Source organism: Geothrix paludis (assembly GCF_022808815.1).
In the GTDB taxonomy this organism is placed as follows: Bacteria; Acidobacteriota; Holophagae; order Holophagales; family Holophagaceae; genus Geothrix; species Geothrix paludis.
The window spans coordinates 995,186-1,019,747 of sequence record NZ_JAKZLC010000001.1; the positions used below are offsets into that span (position 1 = coordinate 995,186).

Consider the following 24,562-nt stretch of genomic DNA (forward strand, 5'->3'; position numbering starts at 1 on the left):
CCGCCTACTTGGTGGCGAAGAGCGCCTTGAGGTGGGTGTTCAGGGTGCGCACCATGTCGGCATCGCAGCCCGCATCCACGGCTCCGCGGCTGATGGCCAGGGCGAGGTTCTTCACCGCCTCCGGGCCGTCGCCGGAGATGATCTGCTGGGTGGCCTTGGCCTGGTAGCGGTGCACCATCTCGTGCTGGGCTTCGGGAAGCACCATCTTCGCCGCCTGGGCGATGCGCTGGGTGAAATTCATCAGCTTCACCATGCGCTGGGGATCGTCCGCCGGCGCGGGCTTGGCCGGGGCGGGAGCCGGCGTTCCGGCGACCCCTCCGCCCACGGTCTCCGGGAACGGCTCGGCGTTCTCCGGGAACCCTGCGGCGACGGGAGGAGGAGGAATGGACAGCCCGGCGGCATCCGCCTCCCGGATGTCCGGAAGGGCTTGGGACGATCCGGGCGGGGGCCCAGGCTGAGGGGCGGCCTGGGGAGCGGCGGGAACATCGATCTTGGGGGGTTTGCCCGACCGGATGCCCTTCAGCGTCACGTGGCCGGCCATCACCAGGCCATAGAGATCCTTGGCGATGGTGAGCACGGGCTTCTGCATGGCCTCGGCCACCTCGGCGACGCTGTAGTACCCGGTGGAGAGCGCCAGGACCCGCGCCTCCCGGGCGTTCACGCCGTGGGGCGTCTCCCCGGGGAGCAGGGTGGAGGCGGGGTAGAGGTCCACCGAAGGGACCTTCTGGCTGATGACGCGCCATTCGTCCATGCGCCGACCCAACTCCATGAGAATGGAGGCGTTGGGTTTGGTGATGGTGGCCGGGACATCGGGCACCAGCTCCTCGAACCGGTAGGTGCCGTCGAGCCACAGGGCCACTTCCATGAGGGCCTCGAAGCCTTCCCCGGCGTGGGTCACGGCGTGGATGATCCGCCCATCCTTGAGGTAGATGCGGGCGCGGGAGGCCTCCTGCTGCACGTGGAAGCACCCCGACTTCCCGCCCTGGCTCACGAGCTGGATGATGTCGGGCAGCGGCGCCTCACGCATGGAGCCTTGGATCACACCCTGGGACATGGGTCGTTCCTCTCGGGAAAATGAAGGCCTACAGAAGATGGTCAACCTTACCATGGAGTGCGCCCTTCCCCCCCGGGTCCTCCTGAGCGATCCTGATGGGTCTATGAGCACCCGCCCCGACTCCCCCTTCGCCTCCATCGAGGAAGCCATCGACACCATCCGGCAGGGCCGCATGGTCGTGGTGGTCGATGACGAGGACCGGGAGAACGAGGGCGACCTCACCCTGGCCGCCGAGCATGTCACCCCGGAAGCCATCGCCTTCATGGCCACCCATGGGCGCGGCCTCATCTGCGCGGCCCTGGAAGGGCCGGTGCTGGACCGCCTCCAGATCCCCCTCATGGTCCGGGACAACACCAGCCCCTTCGAGACGGCCTTCTGCATCTCCGTGGAAGCCCGGGAAGGCACCACCACCGGCATCAGCGCCCAGGACCGGTCCCGCACCATCCAGGCCCTCATCGCTCCGGACGCCAAGCCCCAGCACTTCGTGAAGCCCGGCCACGTGTTCCCCCTGCGGGCCCGGCCCGGCGGGGTGCTCACGCGCACGGGCCAGACCGAGGCCAGCGTGGACCTGGCGCGCCTGGCGGGCCTGCATCCCAGCGGCGTCATCTGCGAGATCATGAAGGACGACGGCACCATGGCCCGGGTGCCGGACCTGGTTCCCTTCTGCAAACAGCACGGCCTGCCGCTGGTGACCGTGGCGGACCTGGTGGCCTATCGCCTTCGCCAGGAGCCCCTGGTGACGCACCTGGGAGCCCGCGACATGGCGAGCCAGTGGGGGGCCCTCAAGGTCCACAGCTTCCGGAGCCTGCTGGATGGCGGCAGCCACCTGGCCTTTGTGCTGGGCGACCTGGGGGGCGACCCGCCCCTGGTGCGGGTGCACGTGGAGACGCTGCCCGACGACCTGCACGGCTTCGAGACCGGCCTCTTCCAGCGGGCCATGGCCGCCCTGGCAAAGGAAGGCCGCGGCGCCATGGTCTACCTGCGCCGCCATGCCCACACCCCGGGAGTGGCCGAGGAGGGCCACGCCCAGCTCCAGGCCATGAACGACCGGGATTTCGGTGTGGGCGCGCAGATCCTGCGCCAGCTGGGGGTTGGAAAAATGCGCCTGCTCAGCCGGCATGAAACCAAGTACATTGGACTCCGTGGCTTCGGCCTCGACATCTGTGCCCACGTGCCCCTGGAACCTTCCTCGGATCCCCGGTGATCGACGCCCGCTTCCTGACCCAGTCGCCCCTGTTCAGGAACCTGGACGAGGTCGAGCGCGCCCAGATCCTGATCATCGGCCAGAAGCGCCTGGTCGAGGCCGGCGAGGTGATCTTCCGGGAAGGCGATGCCGGCGACGGCCTCTTCATCGTGCTGAAGGGCTCGGTGCGGATCTCCAAACGCGGCGCCACGGGCGAAGAGGCCCTCGCGGTCCTGGCGCCCCCCGCCTACTTCGGCGAAATGGCCCTCATCGACCTGGCCTCTCGGGCGGCGGACGCCATCGCCAACGAGCCTTCCGAGCTGTTCTTCATCCCCCTGCAGGATCTCCGGTCCATCATCGAAACCCAGCACAAGATCGCGCTCAAGATCCTCTATGCCCTCTGCGAAGTGCTCGCGCAGCGCCTGCGGGAAACCAACGACCGCTACATGAGCATCTTCACCATCGCCCAGTGGGGCGGCGCCAATCCCGGCGGCCCCATTCCCGTACCCTGAACTTGAAAGGAGTTCCCATGTCCGACCTCGTCGCACACATCACCGACGCCGAGTTTCCCCAGGCCGTCGCCCAGGGCGTCACCCTCGTGGATTTCTGGGCCCCCTGGTGCGGCCCCTGCAAGATGATCGCCCCCGTCCTGGACGAGCTGGCCGCCGAGATGAAGGGCCAGGCCAAGTTCGTGAAGATGAACGTGGACGAGAACCCTCAGGTCGCCGGCCAGTTCGGCATCATGAGCATCCCCACGCTCATCGTGTTCAAGGACGGCAAGCCCGTGAACAAGCTCATCGGCGGCCAGCCCAAGCCCCAGCTCAAGGCGTTCGTGGAGAGTGCGTTCTAAACCAGCGCCGTTCCCTGCGAAAAACGCGGCTTCGGCCGCGTTTTTCGTATGGCTACTTCCTGCGCAGTACCAACCTCACCTGGTTCCCCTTCTCGTTGAAGTGGACTTCATCCATCACGAGGAGGATGAGGGGCAGGCCGCGCCCACAGTGGGAAGCCATCTCCGAATCGGGCGGAGGCGGGGAGAGCCGGCCGGCGTCGAAGCCGCGGCCTTCGTCGCTGATCTCCACCTCGAACCGCTCCGTGTCCATGGCCAGGCGGACTTCGATCAGCCGCCCCGCGTATTCGGGATCCGCCATGCGCTTGGCGCGGAGCGCCGCGTAGGCATCCTCCTTGGCGAAGAGATCCCCCTTCAGCCGCGAGTCCAGGTCGAGGTTGCCGTGATCCAGGGCGTTCACCAGGGCCTCGTGCATGGCCATGGCGATGACGTCGATGTTGCCGGCGGAGGCGAACCCCATGGGCACCAGCCGGTCCGTGAGGTGGTGCGTGAGGCTCGGGATGTCCAGCTCGTCCGAGCGAAACAGGAAATGCCGCCGCTCGTTCACCAGCCCGCGCAGGCCGTCGTCCGCCTTGCGGAGGTCCCGGTGCAGATCCACCAGGTGGAACACGCTGTGCACCAGGTCCTTCATGGCGATGGGCTTCATGAACAGGTTGGAGGCGCCCAGCCGCATGGCCTGGATGGCGTAGTCCACCGAGGCCTGGCCGGTCATGAGCACCACGGGCAGGTGGGGATGCGACGCCTTCACCTTGTGGACCACCTCGAACCCGTCCATGCCCTCCATGTTGATGTCGCTGATGACCAGGTCGAAGGGCGGGGCCTTGGGATTCTGGAGGAGCTCCAGGGCCTGGGCGGCGTCCGGGTAGCCGTGGACCTCCATGCCGTAGTGGGCCAGGGCGGACTGGACCATCTCGAGCACCGAGGGGTCGTCATCGATCAGGAGGATGTGCGTCCCACGGCGAGTCATGGCGGCTCCACGCTTCAGGATACTCGATGAGGTTCCAGCCGGCTGTCGGCCGGAAGGGCGGCCAGATAGGGCTCCACAAGTCCCAAGGTGCGGTCCAGCGTGCCCCTCATGGCCTCGGGCAGCGATGCCGGGCCCCCGGAGCGCAGCGGCGCGGCGGCCAGGGCGGCCTCCATCGCGGGGCCGAGTCCGGCGGCAGGAACCACCTGGAGCCGCCCCGCTTCGCGCAGGGGCGGCACCAGATCCTCGAAATTGGCGAAGCCCGGGCCCACCAGGGCCGGAACTCCCGCGCGGACCGGCTCCAGCGGGTTGTGCCCACCAGCCGCAGCCCAGCCGCCGGCCACCAGGGCCACGGTGCCTTCGGCATAGGCGGCCGAGAGTTCGCCCAGGGTGTCCAGGAGCAGCACGTCCGTCCCCGACCAGGGGGCGCCCTCCGGCCATCCGCGGGAAGCGCGGTGGAAGGCCAGGCCCCGGGCCGTCATCAGATCCGCCGCGGCATCGAAGCGGCGGGGCTGACGCGGGGCCAGAATGAGCTTCAGGCCAAGGTGCTTCTCCCGGGCCGTGCGCCAAGCCTCGAGGATCAGGTCCTCCTCACCCTCCACCGTATTGCCCGCCACCACCACGGGCAGGCCCGCCCAAGCCTCGCGCAGGGCCGCCCAGCCTACATGCAGGGGACGCGGGGGCGGAAGGTCGGCCTTGAGGTTGCCGCCCAGCCGCACCTCCGGAGCACCCAGGCGCCGGAAGGCCTCCGCGCTGGCCTCGTCCCGGGCCGCCACCAGGCTCAGCCGCGAGGCCGCCCGCCGCATCCAGGGGCCGCCCTTCCGGAGGGACTTCTCCGTGAGCCGCCCGTTCACGATGACGCGCGGGATGCCGCGAACCTCCAGCGCCTGGAGCAGCCCAGGCCAGATCTCGGTCTCCAGTGCCAGGAACAGCCCCGGCGGGCGCCGCAGGAACGGCTCCAGACCCTCGGGATCATCCAGGGGGAAGGCCCCGCCGCTGATCCGCCCCGTGCCCGCGTCCCAACCCGGCAGCCGCTTCGCCATCAACGCCAACCCCGCCGGCGTGCCCGTGCTCAGGTGGACGCGGTGGCCGGCCTCGCGCAGGCGCCCCACCAGGCCGTCCGCCAGCAGCAGCTCACCCACGCTCACCGCGTGCAGCCAGATCCAGCGACCCTCGGGCAGGTCCGGCGCCTCCGCCTGCAGCCGGATCCGCCAGCCCTCCGGCAGCCCCCGGACGCAGGACCGGGCCACGGCTCCCGCCAGGGAGACGGCCGCGAGGTAGCTCAGGTCCAGGACATCCACCCGTTTACGCTCTCACACTTGCCCGACGCAGGACAAAGAAGACCTTGAAAAGACCAACGCGAAGGGCATGTCTGCGGTCTTCGCGTTCCGCTGTTTCTCCAGGGCATCATGGAGGCATGTCCGATCGCGCTCCGCTCGAAGTCCTCATCGTCACCGGCCCCCTGGGTGCCGGGAAGACCACCGCCGTGAACCGCCTGCTGAAGGCCGAGGTGACCGCTGGACGCCGCGTGGCGGTGCTCATCAACGAATTCGGCGCCATCAGCGTGGACGGCACGCTGGTGGATGCCGAGCGTCCCGAGCTGGCGGGCGTGGAGAACCTGGTGAACGGCTGCGTCTGCTGCAGCCTCCGCAACGACGTGGTGGCGACGCTCCAGGCCTGGTGCGACCAGCCGGACGGCCAGCGGCCCGAGCGCGTGGTCCTGGAGACCACGGGCCTGGCGGACCCCACGGACCTGCTGGACCTCGAACAGGAGCCGCCCCTGGCCGGACGCCTGCGGCTGGCGGGTCTGCTCACGGTGGTCTCCAGCCTAGCCCCCGTGGATCACCTGAGGACCAAGCCCCTGCTCCATCGGCAGGCGGCCCTGGCCAGCCTCATCCACCTCAGCAAGGGTGACCTGGATCCTTCGGCGGCCGTGGCCTGGGAGGGCGAGCTGCGCACAGCCTTCAAGCACATCCCCCTGATCCCCACGCGCCACGGGCTCGCCCCCGAGGGCAGTCCCGATCCCTGGCACGGGGACCTGCGTCCCGTGCCCGAGGGCTGGGAAGCGGTGAGCGGCCCCAGCTTCGCCGAGGCCCGATCCCTTACCCTGAACTGGGACCACCCCATCGACCCCGCGGCGCTGGAAGTCCTGCTGCTGGCGCCGCCGACATCCGGCGAGCTCCTGCGCGCGAAGGGCGTCTGCGCCTTCGCGGGCTGGGCCGCGCGCAACGACGGCAGCGACCGCTGGGCCTTCCAGCTGGCGGACGGGCGCCTGGAGATCTCGCCCCTGCCCCTCCTCGCGGACGGCTCCGCTCCCGCCTGCGCGGCCGTGGTCATCGGCACCGGTCTGGATTCCGCCCACTGGAAGAAGTCCCTGCGGGACCTCGAGCGCGCCCCGGCGGGCGCGCGGCGCAAGGCCTTTCTCTAGCGCGGATCTGGCTCATCACCGGATCCGCGTCGGGCTTGGTATCATCGCAGTTCGCCCGGACCCGGGATGCAAGGAGCAAGTGTGGATCAAGTGCTCGACCTCATGGCCAAGGAGCTCAAGCTCCCCCGCGCCGGCGTGGCCGCCATCGTGGCGCTGCTGGAGGAGGGCAACACCGTGCCCTTCATCGCCCGCTACCGCAAGGAGGCGACGGGATCGCTCGACGAGGTCGCCATCCGCGCCGTCGAAGACCGCAACGCCTACTACAAGGACCTGCTGGACCGCCGGAAGACCGTGCTCAAGTCCATCGAGGAACAGGGCAAGCTCACGCCCGAGCTGAAGGCAAAGATCGAGGGCACCTGGGTGAAGGCCGAGTTGGAGGACCTCTACCTGCCCTACAAGCCCAAGAAGCGCACCAAGGCCACGGTGGCCAGGGAGCGCGGCCTGGAGCCCCTGCTGGACTCCCTGCTGGCCGACGAGAGCGGCGCCGACCCGTTCCTCATCGCCGAGCCCTTCATCAAGGACGAGGATGGCCTGCGCTCCCCCTCGGAATGCATGGAAGGCGCGGGTCACATCCTGGCCGAGCGCCTGGCGGAGGACGCGGAGATCCGCGCCTGGCTGCGCCTGGAGTTCCACGAGCAGGGCGTGCTGAAGTCCGAGATCCGCGAGGAGCGCAAGGCCGACCAGGCCGCGCTGCGCTTCAAGCCCTACTTCGAGTTCTCCGAGCCCATCCGCAAGATCCCCAGCCACCGCCTGCTGGCCCTGCGCCGTGGCGAGAAGGAGGAGATCCTCACCGTGAAGCTTCTGGTGGAGCGCGAGAACCTGGTGAGCCAGCTCGTCGCCAAGGTCCAGGTGAACCCGGCCAGCGGCTACCGGCGCTTCCTCAACGAGGTCGCCGGCGATGCCTTCGACCGCCTGCTCTCGCCCACCATCGAATCCGAGGTGCGCTACGAGGCCAAGAAGAAGGCCGACGGCGAGGCCATCAAGGTCTTCCAGACCAACCTGGACCACCTGCTGCTGGCGCCGCCCGCGGGCCAGCGCTGCACCCTGGGCGTAGACCCCGGCATCCGCACCGGCTGCAAGCTGGTGGTCATCAACCGCCTGGGCCAGCTGGTGCAGAACGAGGTGATCTACCCACTGGAGCCCAAGCGGGATCTGGAGGGCAGCCGCGCCCTCCTGGAGAAGCTCTGCACCGAGAACCCCGTGGAGGCCATCGCCATCGGCAACGGCACCGGCGGCCGGGAGGTGGAGGCCTTCATCCGCGAGTGGCTGAAGGAGACGAACCGCCAGGGCCTCATCTGCGTGAGCGTGAGCGAGGCCGGCGCCTCGGTGTACTCCGCCAGTGACATCGCCCGCGAGGAGTTCCCGGAGCACGACGTCACCGTGCGCGGCGCCGTGAGCATCGCCCGCCGCTTCCAGGACCCCCTGGCCGAGCTGGTGAAGGTGGATCCCAAGAGCATCGGCGTGGGCCAGTACCAGCACGACGTGAACCAGACCGCCCTCAAGAAGGGCCTCGATGATGTGGTCGAGAGTTGCGTGAACCGCGTGGGCGTCGATCTCAACAGCGCCTCCTACAAGCTGCTGGCCTATGTGGCCGGCATCGGCGAGGGGCTGGCGAAGAACATCGTGGCTCATCGCTTCGAGCACGGCGCCTTCAAGCGCCGGGAGCAGCTCCTAGAGGTCGGCCGCTTCGGCGCCAAGGCCTTCCAGCAGGCCGCGGGCTTCCTGCGGATCCCTGGCGGAGAGGATCCCCTCGATGCCTCCGCCGTGCATCCCGAGAGCTACCCCGTCGTGCAGCGCATCTGCCAGCTGGCCGGCAAGACCGTGCCCGAACTCATCGGCAACGACGCCGTGCTGGACGACCTGGATCCCAAGCTGCTCGTGGACGAGAAGTTCGGCGTGGAGACGGTGAAGGACATCCTGGCGGAATTGAAGAAGCCCGGCCGCGACCCCCGCCACCAGTTCGAGGCCGTGCAGTTCCGCGAGGGCGTCAACAAGCCCAGCGACCTGGAAGTGGGCATGGAGCTCCAGGGCATCGTCACGAACGTCACCGACTTCGGCGCCTTCGTGGATGTCGGCGTCCACCAGGACGGCCTGGTGCACCTCTCGGAGATCGCCCACCGCTACGTGAAGAACCCCGCGGACGCCCTCAGCGTGGGCCAGGCCGTGAAGGTGAAGGTGCTGGCCGTGGATCTGGAGGCCAAGCGCATCGCGCTCTCCATCAAGGCCCTGCTGGCCGCCCCCGAGGGCGCCGAGCGGCCGCAGCCTCACCATCGTCATCCCCAGGGCCGCCCTCAGGGCCGACCCCAGGGCGCTCCCCGTTCTCCCCGTCCCCAGTCCGGTCCCCAGGCTGGCGCCCGGCCGCAAGGTCCGCGGCCGCCCCGGCCCGAAGGCTCCCGGCCTCCCCGACCCGAAGGTCCCCGGCCGGAAGGCGCCCGGCCCCCGCGCCCTCAGGAAGCTCGCCCGGCCCGGCCCGAGCGCGAGGCCCGTCCGCCCCAGCCCAAGCGTGAGCCGGCGGTTCCGGCCTCGGGCGCCTCGCTGACCGACCTGATGGCCAAGTTCAACAAGGGACCCCGTTGATGCGTCCGCGCCTGTCCCTGCTGGCGCCCGCGGCCCTGCTGGCGCCTGCGGCCCTGGTGCTGGCGCTGGCCTGCCAGCCGCGTCCGGCCGCCCCCATCTACGGTCCCTGGGAAGAAGGGCTGACCCTGGCCTTCGAGGACCCGTCCCGGCCCCAGCCTGAGCGTTCCTCAGACCGCCTGCAGGTGCGCGTAGCCCGGTCGTCCATGGCGCCAGGCTCTCCCCGCGTGGTGCAGCTGGATCTCACCAACCTCCGCGGCCACATGAGCCTGCTGGTCCGCCACCAGGACGGCGGTATCACCCTCCTGGGCGAGGATGGCCAGGTGCTGGCCCAGCCCCTGCCGCCGGGATTCCCTTCCACCGCCACCTGGGAGGACCGCGGCACCCGGTTCCGGGTGGTGGGACGCGCCACCTGGGAGGGCGCCGCCCTCCTGCCGGCCACCTCGGATCCCGTCGGCGTGTGGGTGGAAGCCCAGCCGCCCCACGGGCTCCGGCGCCGCACCCTCTACCTGCCGAACCTCGGCGAGGTGGAGTCCCAGGAGGAACGCGACGGCGCCTGGGTGACCACCAACCGGCTGGTGGCCCGCGGCTTCGTGGACCTGCCTGCCGCCCCCCTCTCCGGCCCGTTCCCCGGCCAACGTCCCTGATCGACCAATCCCGGAGCCGACATGGCCGCTGAACCCGCTTCCGACACCTCCACCGACCTCGAGATCGAGCTGCCCCCCGGCGCCGCCAAGGGCGCCGTACGGGACAACCTGGAAGTGATCTGCTTCGCGATGATCCTGATCCTGTTCTTCAAGACCTTCGTGGGCCAGCAGTTCAAGATCCCCTCCGCCTCCATGCGCAACACGCTGATGATCGGGGACCACCTGCTGGCCAACAAGTTCATCTTCGCCGAGCCCCAGTGGGCCTGGGAGGAGAAGCTCTTCCCCATGCGGAGCGTGAAGCGCGGCGACATCATCGTGTTCCGCTACCCCATCGACCGCGACCAGGACTACGTGAAGCGCTGCGTGGCCCTGGCGGGCGACACGGTGGAGATGCGCAACAAGCGGCTCTACGTGAACGACAAGCTGGTCACCGGCCCCTTCGAGTTCCAGTTCGGCCGGAGCCCCGAGGGCCCCACGCCCGGCCCTTGGCCCCTGACCCGGAACGCCGGCGAGGCGGAGCATCCCGTGGGCCTCTGGCGCCATGCGGATCCGGAGGTGCTGGCCCTCCATGACCACAACCAGATGCAGGCCATGAACAGCCTCATCCAGGACGGCTTCAAGGACAACCTGGGCCCCATCACCGTGCCGCCGGGCCACATCTTCGCCATGGGCGACAACCGCGACAACAGCATGGACAGCCGCTACTGGGGCTTCCTGCCCATGGATCATCTGCGGGGCCGGCCCTTCATCGTGTGGTGGAGCTTCCGCGAGGGCGACACGGACAACGACAATGGCCGCGTGCCTGACGGCCCCACGGACGTGGCCGCCGATTTCATCGACGCCGCCCGCCACTTCTTCACCCGCACCCGCTGGGAGCGCACCGGGACCATCCCCGAGTAACCCAGCCACAAAAGATCTCCACGAAGGGCACGAATAAATGCCTCCATATTCGTGTCCTTCACGTTTTTCTTAGTGTCCTTTGTGGGGATCCTTTTCAGAGAGTCGCCGAACACCATGAAGATCCCCCTGCTCGCGCTGCTCCTGGCGGCCCTTCCCCTCTCCGCCTGGGGCGACAAGGGCCACCGCGCCACCTGCACCCTGGCCCTGAAAGGCCTGCCGCCGGACCTTCGCGCCTGGTACGCGGGGCGCGAGGGCGAGGTGGAGGACCATGCTTCGGACCCGGACCACTGGCGCCAGGATCGCAAGGAGGGCCCTCGCCACTTCCTGGACATGGAGCCCTACGGGGGACCCGATCATCTCCCCCGCACCGTGGAAGAGGCCCAGACCCGTCTGGGCGGCGACTTCTACCGCACGGGCGTGGTGCCCTGGATCATCCAGGACCGCTGGCGGGACCTGGTGGATGCCTTCCGATCCGGCGACGCCGCCCGGGTGGCCATGGCCACGTCCATCCTGAGCCACTACGTGGCGGACGCCCATGTGCCCCTGCACACCACCGCGAACCACGACGGCCAGGCCACGAACCAGCGCGGCGTCCACAGCCGCTGGGAGACCGGCCTGGTGGAGCGCTACGTCCAGCCGGAGACCCTGACCCCACTTCCCGCCGAGGTGGACCCGCGCTTCATGGAGCGGCCCTGGGAATGGCTCCGCGCCTCCCACGCGCTCATCCCCCAGCTCCTGGAGGACGACCGGACCGCAGACCGCACCACGCCCGCCGACACCCGCGGTCGGGCCATGCGCACCCCCGCCTTCTGGATGATCTTCTGGGCCAGGCAGGGCCCCGTGGTGACCCGGCAGCTCCAGCTGGCGGGCAAGCACCTGGGAGACGCGGTGCTCAGCGCCTGGGTCGAGGCGGGCCGGCCTGCTCCCCCGGTGAAGCCGGCCCGCTGAAATCGCCGCGGACGCGGCGATTTCAGCAGAGGACAGCTCTAGGGAGCTTCCTCCCATCTCTTCCGGTCCAGCCAGACCTGCTCGGCCTTGCCCTGGGGATCCCGGCCCTGCCAGTGGAGCTTCCGGGGTCCCGCGGCATCCTTCTTCAACACGGACACGCCCGGGCCTTCTCCCTGGCGGAGCATGCGCAGCAGGGCCTCGACGCTGGCCACCTGGGGCAGGAAGGGCAGCGGCAGCTCCGCCAGGGTGGCGGCCCGCTGATCGACCTTCTGCCGAGGCACCCGGAGCCGGTAGCCGGAGGCGCGATCGCCCTCCAGGAGCAGCAGGCGCTCGCCGAGCCCGTGGAGCTCGGCCACCAGGCGGCCGGAGACCGGTTCCATGAGCAGGTTCAGGGTGCCGGTCCCCTCACCGCCGGAGCCTGAATACCCCCAGCCGTACTGGGCGCGCACGGGCGTCGCCGGGGCTGGCGCCACATCAGCGGGGGGAACCTGGAAAACCATCATGATCATTCCTCGTCGTCATCATCCGGGGCGGCATCCGGCGCGGGCGCCTGGGCCTCTCCCACCTTCCGTGCCTGCTCCCGGGCCAGGCGGACGCGGAGTTCCCCCAGCCGCTTCTCCAGTGCAGGACGGTCCGGGAAGACGAAGGCCAGGGCCCGTTCCCACTGCTCGGCCGCCTCGGCCAGCTTGCCCTGCTTCACCAGCACTTCACCCAGGTGCTTCCGCACTTCGGGGCTGAAGGGGCTCAGCTCCGCCGCACGGCGGAGGGTGGCCTCCGCCTCCGCGATCTTCCCCAGCTTGAACTGGGCCCACCCCAGGCTGTCGATGACATTGCCGTTGTCCGGGGTGGCCTTGGCGCTGGCCTCGATGAGCGAGGCGGCCTCCTCCAGGTTCTGCCCCTGCTCCAGCAGCTGGTATCCCAGGTTGTTCTGCACCATGGGATTGCCCGGATTCGTCTTCTGCGCCTCCCGGAGCACGCGGAGGGAATCGTCGGCCCGCCCAAGCTGGTCATAGGCGCTGCTCTGCATGATCAGGATGTCCACGTTCTTCACAGGCCCCAGGCTGCGGGCCCGCTCCAGCGCCTCCAGGCACTTGTCCCAGCGGCGGAACTCGGACCAGATGGCCGCCATGCCCTCCAGGTGGAGCTGCTCCAGGGCGGCGCGGGTCTCCTTCCGCGAGAAGAAGCGGTATTCCAGGCACTCGGGCGGAAGCTCCGCGGCCTGCTGGAAGAAGGGCACCTTGGGGAACCGCGTGATGCCGTCCTTCAGCGCGGCCAGGGCGCTCTTCCAGTCGTTGCGGCTGATGAGGGCCTGGCAGGTGAACACCTGCAGCTCGCCCGCGACCTGCTCCCGCCCCGGGTGCTCCTTGAGGTAGGTCAGCAGTGCGCCGCCCTTGCCCTGGAGGAGGAGCGTCTCCGCATAGAGGGCCTGCGATCCGTCGGCGATCCAGTCCTCCTGGATCTTGCCGGCGAGGAGCGTCGCGAGCCGGGCCTCGGCCTCCTGGAAGCGCCCCAGGTTCATGAGGGCCCGGGCCGTGTTGAAGGTCGTCCGGGGCGTCACCTTCAGGGCCTCCGCCTTGGCCAGGCTATCCAGCGCCTCCTCGAACCGCGAAGTCTGGAGGCGCACCAGGGCGACGTTCTCCCAGAGGCCCGCCTCCCGGGGAAGGTGCTGGGCGAGCAGGAGGAAGCTCTCCTCGGCGTGGGCCAGGTAGCCCGCCTGGATCTGATCCCGGGCCAGCTCTTCCAGCATGCGGAGTTGGCGCTCGTCGGGGTTGCGGGCATTGAGGGCGAGCACTGACTCGCGCCGTCCCTCGTAGTTCTGGAGGGCCCGCGCGTGGATGGCCGCCCGCTCCCAGGCCGCTTGGAAACTGGGACGGAGCCGGCCCAGATGCAGCCAGGCCTGGAGGGCCCCCTCGTTATCCTTCAGCTTCTCGGACACCTCGCCCAGCCGGGCCCACAGTTCCGGATCCTGGGGCAGCAGGGCCGTGGCGGCCCGCAGTTCCTTCGCGGCCTCCGCCGCCATGGCCTCATCCGACTGGGAGAGCTGGTACAGGAGCAGGCCCAGGTGGGCCCGCGCCTCCGCGTTCCGGGGCGCCAGGGCCACGGCCTTGCGGGCCGGCGCCAAGGCGCCTTGGGGGTCCTGGGCCTCCTGGAGGGCCTCGGACAGCCTCAGGTGGACCTCCGCGCTCTCGGGCACCTGGGCCGCCACCCGCCGGTAGATCGCCACCGCGGCGGCGGGATCCGAACCGCCGCCGCGCAGCTGCAGGGCGCGGGCCTGGAGCATCAGGGCCCGGACGTCTTCCGGCGGCGCCGCGGCCAGGCTGGCCGCCAGCAGAACGGCGAGGAGGGGAAGGCGGACATCAGGCACGGGGAGCCTCCCGGTGGAGCAGATCGACAAGACGGGCATGGGGCGACTCCCAGACCTCGGGAGCCAGGGCGCGCTGGATCGCGGGCTCCCCGAAGCGGGGAAGGATGCAGTGGATCTCCGTGGCCGGCGCGTCCTCGGTGGCCCCGGGAGCGTGCCTGGCCTTCTTGTCCCGGTGCAGCAGGGGAAGGCAGGCCGACCAGGGAGCGACCATGGGCGCCAGCGGGGCGAGCCGCCGGGCGAGGGAAGCGAGGAACGCCGGGGGAAAAGGCTTGAGGCCGAGGTCCTCCGCCAGGAGGCAGGAGCCCAGCAGACCGAGGCCCACGGCCTCCCCGTGGAGCAGGTCGTAGCCCGACGCCGCCTCGAGGGCGTGACCGAGGGTGTGGCCGAGGTTCAGCAGCCGACGCTCGCCCGCCTCCCGGGGATCCCGGTGCACCACGCCAGCCTTGTAGGCCAGGGCCCGCTCCACCCAGGGGACCTTCACGGGCCCGTCCTGCAGCATCTCCGCGGCCCAGGGCGTCTCCCCCTGGATGAGGGCGGTCTTGACCAGCTCCCAGCGGCCATTCTCCAGGTGCCGCTCGGGCAGGCTGGCCAGGAAGGACGTGCAGGCCACCAGGCGCCTGGGGGAGTGGAAGGCCCCCACCAGATTCTTGCCCGCGGCGAGGTCCACGGCAGTCTTGCCGCCCAGGGCCGCGTCCGCCATGGCCAGCAGGGAGGTTGGCCAGACCTGCCAGGCGATGCCCCGCAGGTAAAGGGCCGAGGCCAGGCCAGCCATGTCCGACAGGACACCGCCGCCCAGGGCCACCACGGTGGCGTCCCGGTGCAGGGGCACCCGGGCCCAGTGCTCCAGCCAGGGGAGGATGGTCCGCAGCTTCTTCTCCTCCTCGGACACCGCCACCCACAGGGCGTGGCTGGGCTCGGGGAGGCCCGCGCGGGTCCAGGCCTCCCTCAGGTGCAGGTCGCCCACCAGCGTCCAGGGCCCCTCGGGCAGCAGGGCCGGATCCGGCGCCTCCTGCAAGAAGACCTCGGTGGCGAACCCGATGGGGGTGGCGAGTCTCATGAGCGGCCTTTCAGGGTGGCCTCGGCCTGCATGGTCTGATCTCCCCGGAGCCATCGAACCACGGCCTTGTCACCGGGCTTGTGGGCGCCGAGGGCGTCCATGAAATCGTAGATGTTCTTCACCGGCCGGCCACCGAAACTGATGATGATGTCGCCGGCCTGGAGCCCGATGGCCTCGGCCGTGGAGCCGGGGGACACCCCGTTGATGCGGAAACCCCGTGGATTGTCCGCGTAGTCAGGGAGGGTGCCGAAAGCCACCCGCATGGGGCCGCCATCGCCCCGCAGGACCACCTTGGCGGTATCTGGATCGAAGGCCGGCGTCGTGTCCGCATTGGCGAGATCCAGCGCCACCGCGCGTCCGTAAGCCGCCAGGGCCGCCATGCCGGCGACGTTGATGCGGTCCGCCGTGTCCGTGGGCCGGTGGTACTCGCCGTGGACTCCGGTGAAGAAGAAGAACGTGGGGATCTTCGCCTGGGAGAAGACCATGTGGTCCGAGCCGCCCACGGCCGCCCCCACGTCCCCGCTGATGGAGAAGCCCTCCGGCGCCAGCTTCTTCGCGGCCTCCAGGGCGGCTTTGGGCGCGCCCAGCCCCCCCATCAGCAGTTTCGGGGCCGCGGGATCCAGCCGGCCCACCATGTCGAAGTTGAGCATGACCTTCACGGATTCCAGCGGGTGGGTGGGGTGCTGAATCCAATAGCTGGAGCCCAGCAGGCCCTCTTCCTCACCGCCGAAGTGCATCAGCAGGATGGAGCGTCGCGGGCGGGCCCGCTTCAGCTCCCGGCCCAGCTCCACCACCAGGGCCGCGCCCGAGGCATTGTCGTCGGCGCCGGGATGCACCTGCCCCCGCGATTCCGCGCCCCCCAGGCTGTGGCGCTCGCCCAGGCCCAGGTGGTCCAGATGCGCGCCGATGACGATGTATTCCTTCCGCAGTTTGGGATCGCGACCGGGGATCACGGCCACCACGTTGGGCACCTGGGCCTCTTCGCGGCGGAGCCTCAGCTTCAGCGTGAGTGTGGTCCAGGGAGCGTAGATGAAGTCCTGGCTGGCAGGCTTCCCGGTATCCCGGATGGCCTTGAGGCGCGCAGGGAGGTCGCCGCAGGCGTCCCCGAGGGCGCCCGCCGAGAGGCTAAGCACGGGGATGTCCAGCTTCATCGGCCCCTCTTCCCGCTGCAGGGGCCGGGCCGGGCCATCCTCCAGCACGAGGACCGCAGCAGCCCTCCCTGCCTGCAGGCGCTTCACGCGGGCCAGCAGGCTCCGCTCGCCTCGCGGCAGGTGGGCGAAGGCGTCCGTATCCGGCAGGGTGCGGACGATGACCACCACGTGATCCTTCACCTCGAGACCCGCGAGATCGTCGTAGCCGCCGGGAATCTGCACGCCATAGCCGGCGAAGGCGAGGGGCTTCATGCGGAAGTCCGCGTCCCCGCTGTAGCCGACGGCCTCGATGTCCCGGCCCCAGACCAGCGGCCGGGCCTCCTCGCCGTGGGTCAGGAGGGCGCCCTGCGCCTCCCGGACCACTTTGGCGACGAACGGGAACCGCTGGATCTGAGCCTTCAGGCCCAGGTTCTTCCACTCCCGCAGGACATGCGCGGCGGCCTGGTCGAGCCCCGGGTACCCGTTGCCCCGGCCCTGGAGGGCCGGCGAGGCCAGGAAGGCCACATCCCGGCGCAGCCGGCCCTCGACCGCGGATCCGGAGGGCGGAACCTGCGCCACGAGGGCGACGGCGAGGAAGGCGGGAATCCAGGGGCCCATGACGTCTCCGGCAGTCTTCTACTTTACAGGCGCAGCCCCGATCCGTCCTGCTCACGACGGGAATCGGGGCGCCTGTGGGAGAATGGCCCCATGTCCGAACAGGAAGCCTACTTTCAATCCGACCGGATGGACCAGCGGCCCATGCGCCACACGCTGCTCTGGCGCCTGGCCGGCTACCTCCGCCCGCAGTGGACCGCCCTCCTGGCCCTGCTATTCCTGATGGCCCTGGGCGCCTTCCTGGAGGTCATGCCCTCGGAGCTGACGCTCCGGCTCATCAACCGGTTCATGGCCCAGGGCAGTCTCAGCGGCGCGGCCCCCATGATCGCCGGGTTCTTCGGGGTGCTCATCGCCGGGTTCCTCGTGAGCTTCGCGCGCTACTTCCTGCTGGCCCGGGTGGGCCAGAAGGCCATGCTCGACTTGCGGGTGCAGCTCTTCGAGCACCTCATGGGCCGCAGCACGGACTTCTTCCACCGTAACCCCGTGGGCCGCCTCATGACGCGGGTCACCAGCGACGTCCAGAACCTCAACGAGATGTTCGCCTCGGGCTTCGTGGCCATCGTGGGGGACGCGCTCTCCCTGCTGGCCATCGTGGCCTGGATGTTCTGGACCCACCCGGGCATGGCCCTGGTGGCCCTGGGGATTCTGCCCTTCCTGCTGGTGGCCACGGAGATCTTCCGTCGCCGGGCCGGCGAGGCCTTCCGGGAGACCCAGCGCCGTTACGCGAGCATCAACGCCTTCCTCCAGGAGCAGATCTCCGGCATGGGTCTGGTTCAGGTGAACGCCCAGGAGGCACGCAGCGACGCGCAGTTCAAGGGCCTGAACGAGGACTACTTCCAGGCCTTCCTCCGCACCATCTTCGCCTACGCCGTGTTCTTCCCCGTGGTGGAGTTCATCACCTCCGGCACCCTCGCGGCGCTCATCTTCTACGCGGGCTTCAAGCTCCAGGCCGGGGCCATCACCTGGGGCCTGCTCCTGGCCTTCATCCAGCAGTCGGGGCGGTTCTTCCGGCCCATCCGGGAACTGGCCGAGCGCTACAACGTGATGCAGACGGCCCTGGCCTCCAGCGAGCGCATCTTCCGCCTCCTGGACAACCAGGAGGAGATCCCGGAAGCCGCCAACGCCAAACCCGCCGCCTTCGCCGGCGAAGTGCGCCTGGAGAACGTCTCCTTCGCCTACGAGGAGGGCGGCCGGAAGGTGGTCCGCGAACTGAGCGGCGTCATCCCCAAGGGCCGCCGCGTGGCCGTGGTGGGTCACACCGGCGCCGGCAAGAGCACGCTCATCAACCTGCTCATGCGCTTCTATGACGTGCACGAGGGCCGCATCACCGTGGACGGCGTGGATGTGCGGGAGCTGAAGATCCGCAGCCTGCGGGACCTCTTCGGGCTGGTGCTCCAGGATGTCTTCGTCTTCTCCGGCACCCTGCGCGACAACATCGTGCTGGACCGCGCCCTCGACGAGGCCCGCCTGGCCTCGGTACTGGAGCAGAGCCAGCTGAAGGACCTGGTGTCCCGACTGCCCCAGGGCCTGGAGACCCAGGTGGGGGAGCGGGGCCAGAAGCTCAGCGCCGGGGAGCGGCAGCTCCTGGCCTTCGCCCGCATGCTCTACCTGGAGCCCGCCGTGCTGCTGCTGGACGAGGCCACCGCCAACATCGACTCCGAGACCGAGGCCAAGATCCAGAACGTCATCGAGCACGTGAGCCACCGCCTGACCACCTTCACCATCGCCCACCGCCTCTCCACCATCCGGGACGCGGACGAGATCTGGGTCATGGACCAGGGCGTCCTCGTGGAGCGCGGCAACCACGACGCCCTCATCGCCCAGGACGGCGTCTACGCCAAGCTCGTGCGGCTGCAGTTCGCGGAGGGCGAGGCGGCCTAGCAGGCAGGTCGGGAGTCCGGTCTGTAGACTGGTGTCCCATGCTCCATCTTCCGCCCCTCTACCCGATCACGGACGCCTCGCGTCCCGAGCCGCTGTCCGCCCAGATCCGCCGCCTGGGCGAGGCGGGGTTCCCGCTGGTGCAGTTCCGGGGCAAGCCCCTGGATGCGAGATCCCAGTGGCTGGAGCTGCGCGCCGCCCTGGCGGACGCGGCGGCGAACGGCGGCTGGCCCTTCATCTGCGTGAACGACCGGGCGGACCTGGCCCTGCTCGCGGCCCAGGAGGGGCTCGTCCCCTGGGGCCTGCACCTGGGCCAGGGCGACCTGCCCGCGGCCGAGGCGCTCCGCCTCCCGGGTCTGGGAAGCTGCCATGTCGGCGCCTCGACCCACGGCCCCGCGGAGTGGGAGGCCGTCGACCCGGCCTGTGACCATGCCGGCGTGGGCCCCTTCCGCGGCACGGCCACGAAATCCGATCACGCCGCACCCATCGGCCTCGAAGGGCTCCGCGCGGGTTGCGCGGCCCTGCGAGACCAGGACCTCGCGCCCATCGCCATCGGCGGCCTCGGGCCCGCGGACGCCACCGCCTGCTTCGAGGCCGGGGCCGAATCCCTGGCCATGGTGGGCGAGGTCCACCGCAGCGCCGATCCCGCCGCCCTGGGCTGGGAGGTCCAGCAGGCGCGGTGGCGGGCCCGGCCACCCTTCCGGCGGGGCCAGGGCGTGGTGCTCCTGGGCGGCAGCGGCGCCGGGAAGAGCACCCTCGGCCAGCTTCTGGCCCGCCAGCTGGACCTGGCCTTCCAGGATCTAGACGAGGTGATCGAGGCGGATCAGCGCCTTCCGGTGAGCACCATCTTCGCCGAAAGGGGCGAAAGCGCCTTCCGGGCCCTGGAAACCGCCCTGCTGCCCACCCTCATGACCCGGCCCGCCGTAGTGGCCCTGGGGGGCGGCGCCTGGGAGGCCCCGGCCAACCGGGAGGCCGTCGCCGCCGCCGGCTTCGCCCCGCTCTGGCTGGCGGAGCCGCCGGCCCGGTTCTGGGAGCGGGTGGGGCGGGATCCCCTGCGCCCCCTGGCCCAGGATCGGAGCGCCTTCATGGCCCGGTGCGCGGCCCGCGCCTCGGCCTGGTCCCTCGCCCCCGCCCTGCTCTCCTTCGGCCGAAATCCCGAGGATCTTGTCTCCGCCCTGTTGAGGGCTTGTTAGAATGGGGGTCTCCCCCAGGAATATCCCATTGGATTTGATCCTTTCCGATCTGCATTCGAACCTGCACGCCCTCCGGGCCGTGCTGCGGTTCGCGCGGCGGAGGGCCATCCACCGCTTCGTGCTCCTGGGTGACCTGGTGGGCTACGGGGCCCATCCGAACCAGCTGCTGGACAAGGTCCGCGAGCTGCGGCCCCGGTTCATGGTCCGGGGCAACCACGACAAGGTCTGCGCGGGCCTCGAGCCCGACGGCACCTTCAGCCTGCCCGCCCACATGGCCGCGGACTGGACCCGGGAGAAGCTGCGGCAGGACAACTGGCGCTTCCTGGCGGACCTCCCGGTGGGGCCCCAGTGGGTGGGGGACGACTACCAGATCGCCCACGGGTCCCCCGTGGATGAGGACGCCTACCTCCTGCACATGCGCGAAATCAGCCAGGCCTTCGACGCCTTCCAGGGGCCCCTCTGCTTCTTCGGCCACACCCACCTGCCGGGCTGCTTCGAGCTCGACGAGACCCAGGGCCGGTTGAACTGGATCTGCCTCGATCCCGGCGTCTGGTTCGAGATGCAGCCGCACTGCCGGTACCTGGTGAACCCCGGCTCCGTGGGCCAGCCCCGGGATCGCGATCCGAGGGTATCCTTCATGACCTTCGACCCCAGGCGGAAGCGGCTCCGCCTCCACCGCATCGAGTACGACGTGAAGGGCGCGGCCAAGGCCATCCTGGAGGCGGGACTGCACCGCACCCTGGCCGAACGGCTGAGCCAGGGCATTTGAAAGGCATCACCCCATGGGACACTCCACCTTGTCGGCCCCCGTCCTGGAACAGTTCCTCATCCAGGCCCGCCTCACCAAGGCGGTGGCCAGCCTGAGGCTCCAGGGCCTCAGTTCCCGGCTGCTGGGGGACCTCCGCCTCCGCAGCTTTCGCCCCGGTTCGACCCTGGAGCTGTCCGGCCTGCATGCCCGGGATGCGATGCCCGCCGAGGGCACCGCCGTCACCCTCACCGTGCTGCTGGGCGAGGAGGTGCTCACCCTGGACTCCATCCTGCTGGCGCCCCTCCAGGACGAGGCCGGTGATCCGCTCCTGCGCCTGGATTGGCCCCACGAGTCCGCGCAGCTGCACCGGCGGCGGGACATGCGCGTGGCCGCGCCGGAGCAGGCGCCGCTGAAGGTTCGGGTGGGCCTGGGGGGGCGCACCCTGGACGCCCTGCTGGTGAACCTCACCGAGACCGGCGTGGGGCTCGCCCTCGACGAGCCCCTGATGGTAGACCTCCACGCCCCGGTGGAGATCGACGCGAAACTGCCAGACGGTTCGGTCCTCCACTGTCCCGGCGAGGTCCGCCACCTCGCCTACCTCGAAGGCCAGGACTACCCCACGCGTCTCGGCGTGGTGCTGCACCCGGGCCCGGATATGGACCTGGAGCCCATCCACCGCTTCATCCAGGCGCGGCGCACGGACCGCTCCCAGGGGTTCCGGCAGAGCTGAGCCCCGGAACGAGGTTTCAGCCCTTGCGGAGGCTGACCACCGTTCCGCCCGCGCCCAGGGCCAGCATGATCACCGCCTGGACCAGGGTCTTGTAGGAGACGGAGGGGCCGGCCACCGCCGACCAGACGAACGCCACGCCCGCGGCGAGGAGCAGGATGTAGATCCCCAGCATGATCTTGCGGGCCTTCTCATTGGTCTCCGGCGTGTCCATGGCGAAGAAGCGGTCGTAGAGGACGAGGCCGACGGCGGCCACCACGTTGAGCGCCACGAAGAACAGCCAGAAGGCGCGCGCCGCGGCGGGGCCGCCGGGCTGGCCAACCATGGGCTTCAGCATGGCGCCGTAGAGGGCGCCGCCCAGGCTGGAGCCGATGAGGCTGCCGATGACGCCGTAGAGGAAGGCATAGCCCATGTAGACAGCCTTCTTGTCCGCCGGCGCCACTAGGCCCACATAGCTGTAGTACTTCGGATGGGCCGTCATCTCGCCGATGGAGAAGACCGAGATGCCCAGGATGAACACCCACACGTTGGTGGAGGCGGCCAGACACAGGAAGCCGAGGGTGCCGATGACGATGCCCGAGACCATGGTGGGCAGGGGCCGGATCTTCTTCACGATGCGGCTGACGAGCACCTGCAGCAGGATGATGGTGCCGCCGTTGACCACGGTGACGTGCTCGGCGTCGAACTTGAGGGGCACGCCGAAGGACGCGAAGAAGCGGTTCACGGGCGTGGCGTCCACGAAGTCGCGCAGGTACCAGAGCACGGATCCGAAGTTCTGGAAGTAGAGGATCCAGAAGCCGGAATACACCACGATCATCAGCATGAAGCGCGCGTCACCCAGCACGAGGGCCGCCCCGTGGGCCACCTCCTTCAGGCTCTTCGTGTTCTCGGGTTTCGGCGGGTCCTTGAACAGGAAGACCGTGGGCACCAGCATGGCCGCGCAGTAGAGGGCCGAAGCGATGAACACGTAGCGCCAGGAGAAACCCTTCAGCACGCTCACCACAAGGGGCGCCAGGAAGGCGCCGATGTTGATCATCCAGTAGTAGATGCCGAATCCGAATCCGGAGTTCTCCTCCGTGGTGGTGCGGGCCAGGGTGCCCGAGATGATGGGCTTGAACAGGCCGGCGCCGGTCGCCATCACGAGCAGCCCCGCGAAGACGGCGCCGTACGAGGTGACATTCCCCGCCACGAAATAGCCCGCCGTGAGGATCGAGAAGGCGAAGAGCAGCATGCGCCGGTAGCCGTAGCGATCCGCCAGGGCCCCGCCGGCGATGGGGATGACGTAGGTGAACGCGTAGATCAGGCTCTGGAGGAAGCCCACGGACTGTTCCGTGAAGCCCAGGCCACCCCTCACGACTTCGTTCGTGAGGTAGACCGCGAGCACCGAGTTGAGGCCGTAGTAGGCCGCCCGCTCGAAGAGCTCCATGACGTTCGCCAGCCAGAAAACAGGCGGGAAGGAGCGGAGGATTCCGGAGGAGCGCTGGGTGGGCATCCGGGGATTATACGGGACCTTGAGGTTTTCTAGCCCCCGCCCCGCATGAAGCCGCGCAGGAGCCGGGCCAGGAAGGCCTGGGCCGCCTCCGCCGGACAGCCGGCGAGTCGGACTTCCACACGGTGTCGGGGCAGGACGACGCTGCCCAGGCGGAGATCCGCCAGGGGCACGAGCCGGATGGTCCAGGGCCCGGCCCCGTCGGCGCCTCGGAAGAGCCCTTCCTCCCCTTCGGCGAAGTACCCCACAGCCCCGGGCAGCAGGCGCAGGAACTCCTCCCGGGAGATGGCCATCTCCAGATCCAGGCGGTGATCCATCAGCCGCCGGCCACCGGTGGCCAGATGGCCAGAGCCTGTCCTTCGGTCAAGCGGCGGGAGTCCCACTCCGAGGCGGCCACCCAGGCGCCGTCCACCAGCACGATGGCACACTGGGCGGGCGGAACGCCCTGGCGGCGGATCACCTCGCCCACCGTGCAGCCCGGATCCACCTCCAGGTCGATGCGATGCCGCCTTCGCGCCTCCATCGGCAGATGGACGGCGAGGGAGGCGAAGAGCTTGAAGGTGATCTTCATGCCACCCGGTGCGCGGCCGCGAGGTAGGCCTGCATGATCCGCGTCGGATCCTCCAGGAGGCGCTGCTTCCAGATGCCCAGGCGGACCCGGCCTTCGATGAGCCCGCGGAAGGCGCCCACATGGTCGGCGAACCCCACGCAATTGGCGCCCACCAGCCGGTCCCCGTCGAACTGGAGGTTCAGGTAGCGGTAGTGGACCTCGTCGAGCACCTCGGTGGATTCCCCGCCCGGAACCCCCTGCCATTCCCCGAAGGAGGAGGACACCAGGCCGAGGGTGGTCAGCACGTTGAAGACGAAGCTGCCGCGGAACTGGGCGGGCTTCCCGGCCATGTTCAGCGCGGCGATCCGGCCCTGCTCCACCGCGTTGGGCTGGATGGCGTTGATCCGCCGCTGGCCCGTGAGGCAGTCGGTCGCCTCGGCCACATCCCCCGCCGCGTAGATGCCGGGGGCGCTGGTCTGCATGGCCGCATCCACCAGGATGCCGTGGCCCACCTCGATGCCGCTGCCTTCCAGGAAGCCCAGGGTGGGATCCACGCCCACCACGCTGAGGTAGAGGTCCGCCGGCAGCGTGCGCCCTTCACCCAGAGCCACCTGGAGGACGCCCTCCTTGATCGAGAGGCCCTGGGGCTGGGTGTGGGTGAGGACCTTCACACCCTTGGCCTCGCACCACTTGCGGATCAGGCCGCTGGCGGTGGGGTTCATCATGCGGCGCACCATGTAGCCGCTGCGGACGAGGATGGTGAGGTCCACGCCACGGGAGAGCAGGCCCTCCATGATGATGCAGCCCACGAAGCCCGCGCCCATCTGGACGATGCGGGTGCCGGGGCGGGCCTCGGCCAGGATGGTGCGGGCGTCCTCGAGGGTCCAGCAGCTGTGCACGCCCGGAAGGTCCATGCCCGGGATCTTCTCCAGGCTGGGGTGGGAGCCGGTGGCGATGAGCAGCCGGTCGAAGGGGAGCTGGCGGCCGCCGCCCAGGTCGACGGTGCGGCGGGCGGTATCGATGCCCTTCGCCCGGGCCTGCACGAGCTGGATCCGCAGGCGGTCGTAGTGGTCGGCGTCCTTCCGGATGCGGGTGCCCGCCTCCTCGATCTCCCCCTTCAGCAGGTAGGGAATGGCCATGCGGGCGTAGGGCGGCTCCCCCTCGCCGCAGAGCAGGGTGATCTCCGCGGCGGGGTCGGCCTTGCGCAGGGTCTCCGCCGCGACCACCCCGGCGGGTCCGCTTCCGATGATGAGGTGTTTCATGGG

Annotated in this window: 23 protein-coding genes; 12 read left to right on the top strand and 11 right to left on the bottom strand. The window is 69.8% G+C overall.

The window, feature by feature from the left end; all coding sequences use genetic code 11:
- Positions 1 to 4 precede the first annotated feature (4 nt).
- Positions 5 to 1,054: a DUF4388 domain-containing protein gene (locus tag MLE64_RS04555; RefSeq protein ID WP_243316550.1), complete on the bottom strand. Its 1,050-nt coding sequence runs from the start codon at positions 1,052 to 1,054 to the stop codon at positions 5 to 7.
- A 103-nt stretch (positions 1,055 to 1,157) separates the two neighbouring features.
- On the opposite strand from MLE64_RS04555, the gene ribB reads away from it, so the two are divergent.
- From ribB to trxA, 3 genes are read left to right on the top strand one after another with little or no spacing between them, the layout of a single operon-like run.
- Positions 1,158 to 2,258, top strand: coding sequence for a 3,4-dihydroxy-2-butanone-4-phosphate synthase (gene ribB / locus MLE64_RS04560; protein ID WP_243316552.1), 1,101 nt, complete (start codon positions 1,158 to 1,160; stop codon positions 2,256 to 2,258).
- Entirely contained in the window at positions 2,255 to 2,749 is a 495-nt protein-coding gene (locus MLE64_RS04565; RefSeq protein ID WP_243316555.1) for a cyclic nucleotide-binding domain-containing protein, read from the top strand. The genes ribB and MLE64_RS04565 overlap by 4 nt, the downstream gene beginning before the upstream one ends.
- A gap of 17 nt (positions 2,750 to 2,766) precedes the next feature.
- Positions 2,767 to 3,087, top strand: coding sequence for a thioredoxin (trxA, locus tag MLE64_RS04570; protein ID WP_043483480.1), 321 nt, complete (start codon positions 2,767 to 2,769; stop codon positions 3,085 to 3,087).
- 52 nt (positions 3,088 to 3,139) lie between these two features.
- Here the strand turns inward: trxA and MLE64_RS04575 are convergent, their stop codons facing one another.
- Positions 3,140 to 4,051, bottom strand: a complete 912-nt coding sequence (locus MLE64_RS04575) for an ATP-binding response regulator (protein WP_243316557.1) — start codon at positions 4,049 to 4,051, stop codon at positions 3,140 to 3,142.
- A gap of 14 nt (positions 4,052 to 4,065) precedes the next feature.
- Positions 4,066 to 5,349, bottom strand: coding sequence for a 3-deoxy-D-manno-octulosonic acid transferase (locus MLE64_RS04580; protein ID WP_243316560.1), 1,284 nt, complete (start codon positions 5,347 to 5,349; stop codon positions 4,066 to 4,068).
- A gap of 116 nt (positions 5,350 to 5,465) precedes the next feature.
- Here MLE64_RS04580 and MLE64_RS04585 point away from each other — a divergent pair, with 116 nt between their 5' ends.
- The 5 genes from MLE64_RS04585 to MLE64_RS04605 all read left to right on the top strand — a co-directional run bounded on the left by MLE64_RS04585 (position 5,466) and on the right by MLE64_RS04605 (position 11,545).
- A complete protein-coding gene (locus tag MLE64_RS04585) occupies positions 5,466 to 6,476 on the top strand; it encodes a CobW family GTP-binding protein (RefSeq protein ID WP_243316562.1) in 1,011 nt (336 codons plus the stop codon).
- Positions 6,477 to 6,542: 66 nt separating this feature from the next.
- A complete protein-coding gene (locus tag MLE64_RS04590; protein ID WP_423748238.1) occupies positions 6,543 to 9,053 on the top strand; it encodes a Tex-like N-terminal domain-containing protein in 2,511 nt (836 codons plus the stop codon).
- Positions 9,053 to 9,697: a hypothetical protein gene (locus tag MLE64_RS04595; RefSeq protein ID WP_243316566.1), complete on the top strand. Its 645-nt coding sequence runs from the start codon at positions 9,053 to 9,055 to the stop codon at positions 9,695 to 9,697. The genes MLE64_RS04590 and MLE64_RS04595 overlap by 1 nt, the downstream gene beginning before the upstream one ends.
- A 21-nt stretch (positions 9,698 to 9,718) precedes the next feature.
- Positions 9,719 to 10,597, top strand: a complete 879-nt coding sequence (lepB, locus tag MLE64_RS04600) for a signal peptidase I (protein ID WP_243316568.1) — start codon at positions 9,719 to 9,721, stop codon at positions 10,595 to 10,597.
- 114 nt (positions 10,598 to 10,711) lie between these two features.
- Positions 10,712 to 11,545 carry a S1/P1 nuclease gene (locus MLE64_RS04605; RefSeq protein WP_243316570.1) on the top strand — a complete coding sequence of 278 codons (834 nt, stop codon included), beginning with the start codon at positions 10,712 to 10,714 and terminating at the stop codon, positions 11,543 to 11,545.
- Positions 11,546 to 11,583: 38 nt separating this feature from the next.
- Here MLE64_RS04605 and MLE64_RS04610 read toward each other — a convergent pair whose 3' ends face one another.
- The 4 genes from MLE64_RS04610 to MLE64_RS04625 are packed head-to-tail and all read right to left on the bottom strand — an operon-like array spanning position 11,584 to position 16,715.
- Positions 11,584 to 12,048 carry a hypothetical protein gene (locus MLE64_RS04610; protein ID WP_243316573.1) on the bottom strand — a complete coding sequence of 155 codons (465 nt, stop codon included), beginning with the start codon at positions 12,046 to 12,048 and terminating at the stop codon, positions 11,584 to 11,586.
- A 2-nt stretch (positions 12,049 to 12,050) separates the two neighbouring features.
- Complete coding sequence (locus MLE64_RS15940; RefSeq protein ID WP_243316575.1) at positions 12,051 to 13,910, bottom strand: tetratricopeptide repeat protein; 1,860 nt, start codon at positions 13,908 to 13,910, stop codon at positions 12,051 to 12,053.
- Positions 13,903 to 14,967 (bottom strand): 3-dehydroquinate synthase, encoded by a 1,065-nt coding sequence (locus tag MLE64_RS04620; RefSeq protein WP_243316577.1) that lies wholly within the window; start codon positions 14,965 to 14,967, stop codon positions 13,903 to 13,905. The genes MLE64_RS15940 and MLE64_RS04620 overlap by 8 nt, the downstream gene beginning before the upstream one ends.
- A complete protein-coding gene (locus MLE64_RS04625; protein WP_243316580.1) occupies positions 14,964 to 16,715 on the bottom strand; it encodes a M28 family peptidase in 1,752 nt (583 codons plus the stop codon). The genes MLE64_RS04620 and MLE64_RS04625 overlap by 4 nt, the downstream gene beginning before the upstream one ends.
- A gap of 90 nt (positions 16,716 to 16,805) precedes the next feature.
- Between MLE64_RS04625 and MLE64_RS04630 the strand changes: the two genes are divergently transcribed.
- Genes MLE64_RS04630 through MLE64_RS04645 form a run of 4 tightly spaced genes read left to right on the top strand, consistent with a single transcriptional unit; the run spans position 16,806 to position 21,261 of the window.
- Positions 16,806 to 18,593 carry an ABC transporter ATP-binding protein gene (locus tag MLE64_RS04630; protein WP_279342871.1) on the top strand — a complete coding sequence of 596 codons (1,788 nt, stop codon included), beginning with the start codon at positions 16,806 to 16,808 and terminating at the stop codon, positions 18,591 to 18,593.
- Between the two features lie 38 nt (positions 18,594 to 18,631).
- Complete coding sequence (locus tag MLE64_RS04635; RefSeq protein ID WP_243316582.1) at positions 18,632 to 19,783, top strand: shikimate kinase; 1,152 nt, start codon at positions 18,632 to 18,634, stop codon at positions 19,781 to 19,783.
- Between the two features lie 34 nt (positions 19,784 to 19,817).
- Positions 19,818 to 20,552 (top strand): metallophosphoesterase family protein, encoded by a 735-nt coding sequence (locus MLE64_RS04640; protein WP_243316584.1) that lies wholly within the window; start codon positions 19,818 to 19,820, stop codon positions 20,550 to 20,552.
- A gap of 13 nt (positions 20,553 to 20,565) precedes the next feature.
- Entirely contained in the window at positions 20,566 to 21,261 is a 696-nt protein-coding gene (locus tag MLE64_RS04645; protein ID WP_243316594.1) for a PilZ domain-containing protein, read from the top strand.
- Between the two features lie 16 nt (positions 21,262 to 21,277).
- Here the strand turns inward: MLE64_RS04645 and MLE64_RS04650 are convergent, their stop codons facing one another.
- The 4 genes from MLE64_RS04650 to MLE64_RS04665 are packed head-to-tail and all read right to left on the bottom strand — an operon-like array spanning position 21,278 to position 24,559.
- On the bottom strand, positions 21,278 to 22,750 hold the full coding sequence (locus MLE64_RS04650) for an MFS transporter (RefSeq protein ID WP_243316597.1): 1,473 nt from the start codon (positions 22,748 to 22,750) through the stop codon (positions 21,278 to 21,280).
- 29 nt (positions 22,751 to 22,779) lie between these two features.
- Entirely contained in the window at positions 22,780 to 23,064 is a 285-nt protein-coding gene (locus MLE64_RS04655) for a hypothetical protein (protein WP_243316600.1), read from the bottom strand.
- Positions 23,064 to 23,318, bottom strand: a complete 255-nt coding sequence (thiS, locus tag MLE64_RS04660) for a sulfur carrier protein ThiS (RefSeq protein WP_243316602.1) — start codon at positions 23,316 to 23,318, stop codon at positions 23,064 to 23,066. The genes MLE64_RS04655 and thiS overlap by 1 nt, the downstream gene beginning before the upstream one ends.
- Positions 23,315 to 24,559 carry an NAD(P)/FAD-dependent oxidoreductase gene (locus MLE64_RS04665; protein WP_243316603.1) on the bottom strand — a complete coding sequence of 415 codons (1,245 nt, stop codon included), beginning with the start codon at positions 24,557 to 24,559 and terminating at the stop codon, positions 23,315 to 23,317. The genes thiS and MLE64_RS04665 overlap by 4 nt, the downstream gene beginning before the upstream one ends.
- Positions 24,560 to 24,562: the final 3 nt, after the last annotated feature.

Bases quoted from the DNA above. Each gene is read 5' to 3' on its own strand.
- MLE64_RS04555 (WP_243316550.1), bottom strand. From the start codon at position 1,054: ATGTCCCAGGGTGTGATCCAAGGCTCCATGCGTGAGGCGCCGCTGCCC.
- ribB (WP_243316552.1), top strand. From the start codon at position 1,158: ATGAGCACCCGCCCCGACTCCCCCTTCGCCTCCATCGAGGAAGCCATC.
- trxA (WP_043483480.1), top strand. From the start codon at position 2,767: ATGTCCGACCTCGTCGCACACATCACCGACGCCGAGTTTCCCCAGGCC.
- MLE64_RS04575 (WP_243316557.1), bottom strand. From the start codon at position 4,051: ATGACTCGCCGTGGGACGCACATCCTCCTGATCGATGACGACCCCTCG.
- MLE64_RS04585 (WP_243316562.1), top strand. From the start codon at position 5,466: ATGTCCGATCGCGCTCCGCTCGAAGTCCTCATCGTCACCGGCCCCCTG.
- MLE64_RS04590 (WP_423748238.1), top strand. From the start codon at position 6,543: ATGCAAGGAGCAAGTGTGGATCAAGTGCTCGACCTCATGGCCAAGGAG.
- MLE64_RS04595 (WP_243316566.1), top strand. From the start codon at position 9,053: ATGCGTCCGCGCCTGTCCCTGCTGGCGCCCGCGGCCCTGCTGGCGCCT.
- lepB (WP_243316568.1), top strand. From the start codon at position 9,719: ATGGCCGCTGAACCCGCTTCCGACACCTCCACCGACCTCGAGATCGAG.
- MLE64_RS04605 (WP_243316570.1), top strand. From the start codon at position 10,712: ATGAAGATCCCCCTGCTCGCGCTGCTCCTGGCGGCCCTTCCCCTCTCC.
- MLE64_RS04610 (WP_243316573.1), bottom strand. From the start codon at position 12,048: ATGATGGTTTTCCAGGTTCCCCCCGCTGATGTGGCGCCAGCCCCGGCG.
- MLE64_RS04620 (WP_243316577.1), bottom strand. From the start codon at position 14,967: ATGAGACTCGCCACCCCCATCGGGTTCGCCACCGAGGTCTTCTTGCAG.
- MLE64_RS04625 (WP_243316580.1), bottom strand. From the start codon at position 16,715: ATGGGCCCCTGGATTCCCGCCTTCCTCGCCGTCGCCCTCGTGGCGCAG.
- MLE64_RS04630 (WP_279342871.1), top strand. From the start codon at position 16,806: ATGTCCGAACAGGAAGCCTACTTTCAATCCGACCGGATGGACCAGCGG.
- MLE64_RS04635 (WP_243316582.1), top strand. From the start codon at position 18,632: ATGCTCCATCTTCCGCCCCTCTACCCGATCACGGACGCCTCGCGTCCC.
- MLE64_RS04645 (WP_243316594.1), top strand. From the start codon at position 20,566: ATGGGACACTCCACCTTGTCGGCCCCCGTCCTGGAACAGTTCCTCATC.
- MLE64_RS04650 (WP_243316597.1), bottom strand. From the start codon at position 22,750: ATGCCCACCCAGCGCTCCTCCGGAATCCTCCGCTCCTTCCCGCCTGTT.
- MLE64_RS04655 (WP_243316600.1), bottom strand. From the start codon at position 23,064: ATGGATCACCGCCTGGATCTGGAGATGGCCATCTCCCGGGAGGAGTTC.
- thiS (WP_243316602.1), bottom strand. From the start codon at position 23,318: ATGAAGATCACCTTCAAGCTCTTCGCCTCCCTCGCCGTCCATCTGCCG.
- MLE64_RS04665 (WP_243316603.1), bottom strand. From the start codon at position 24,559: ATGAAACACCTCATCATCGGAAGCGGACCCGCCGGGGTGGTCGCGGCG.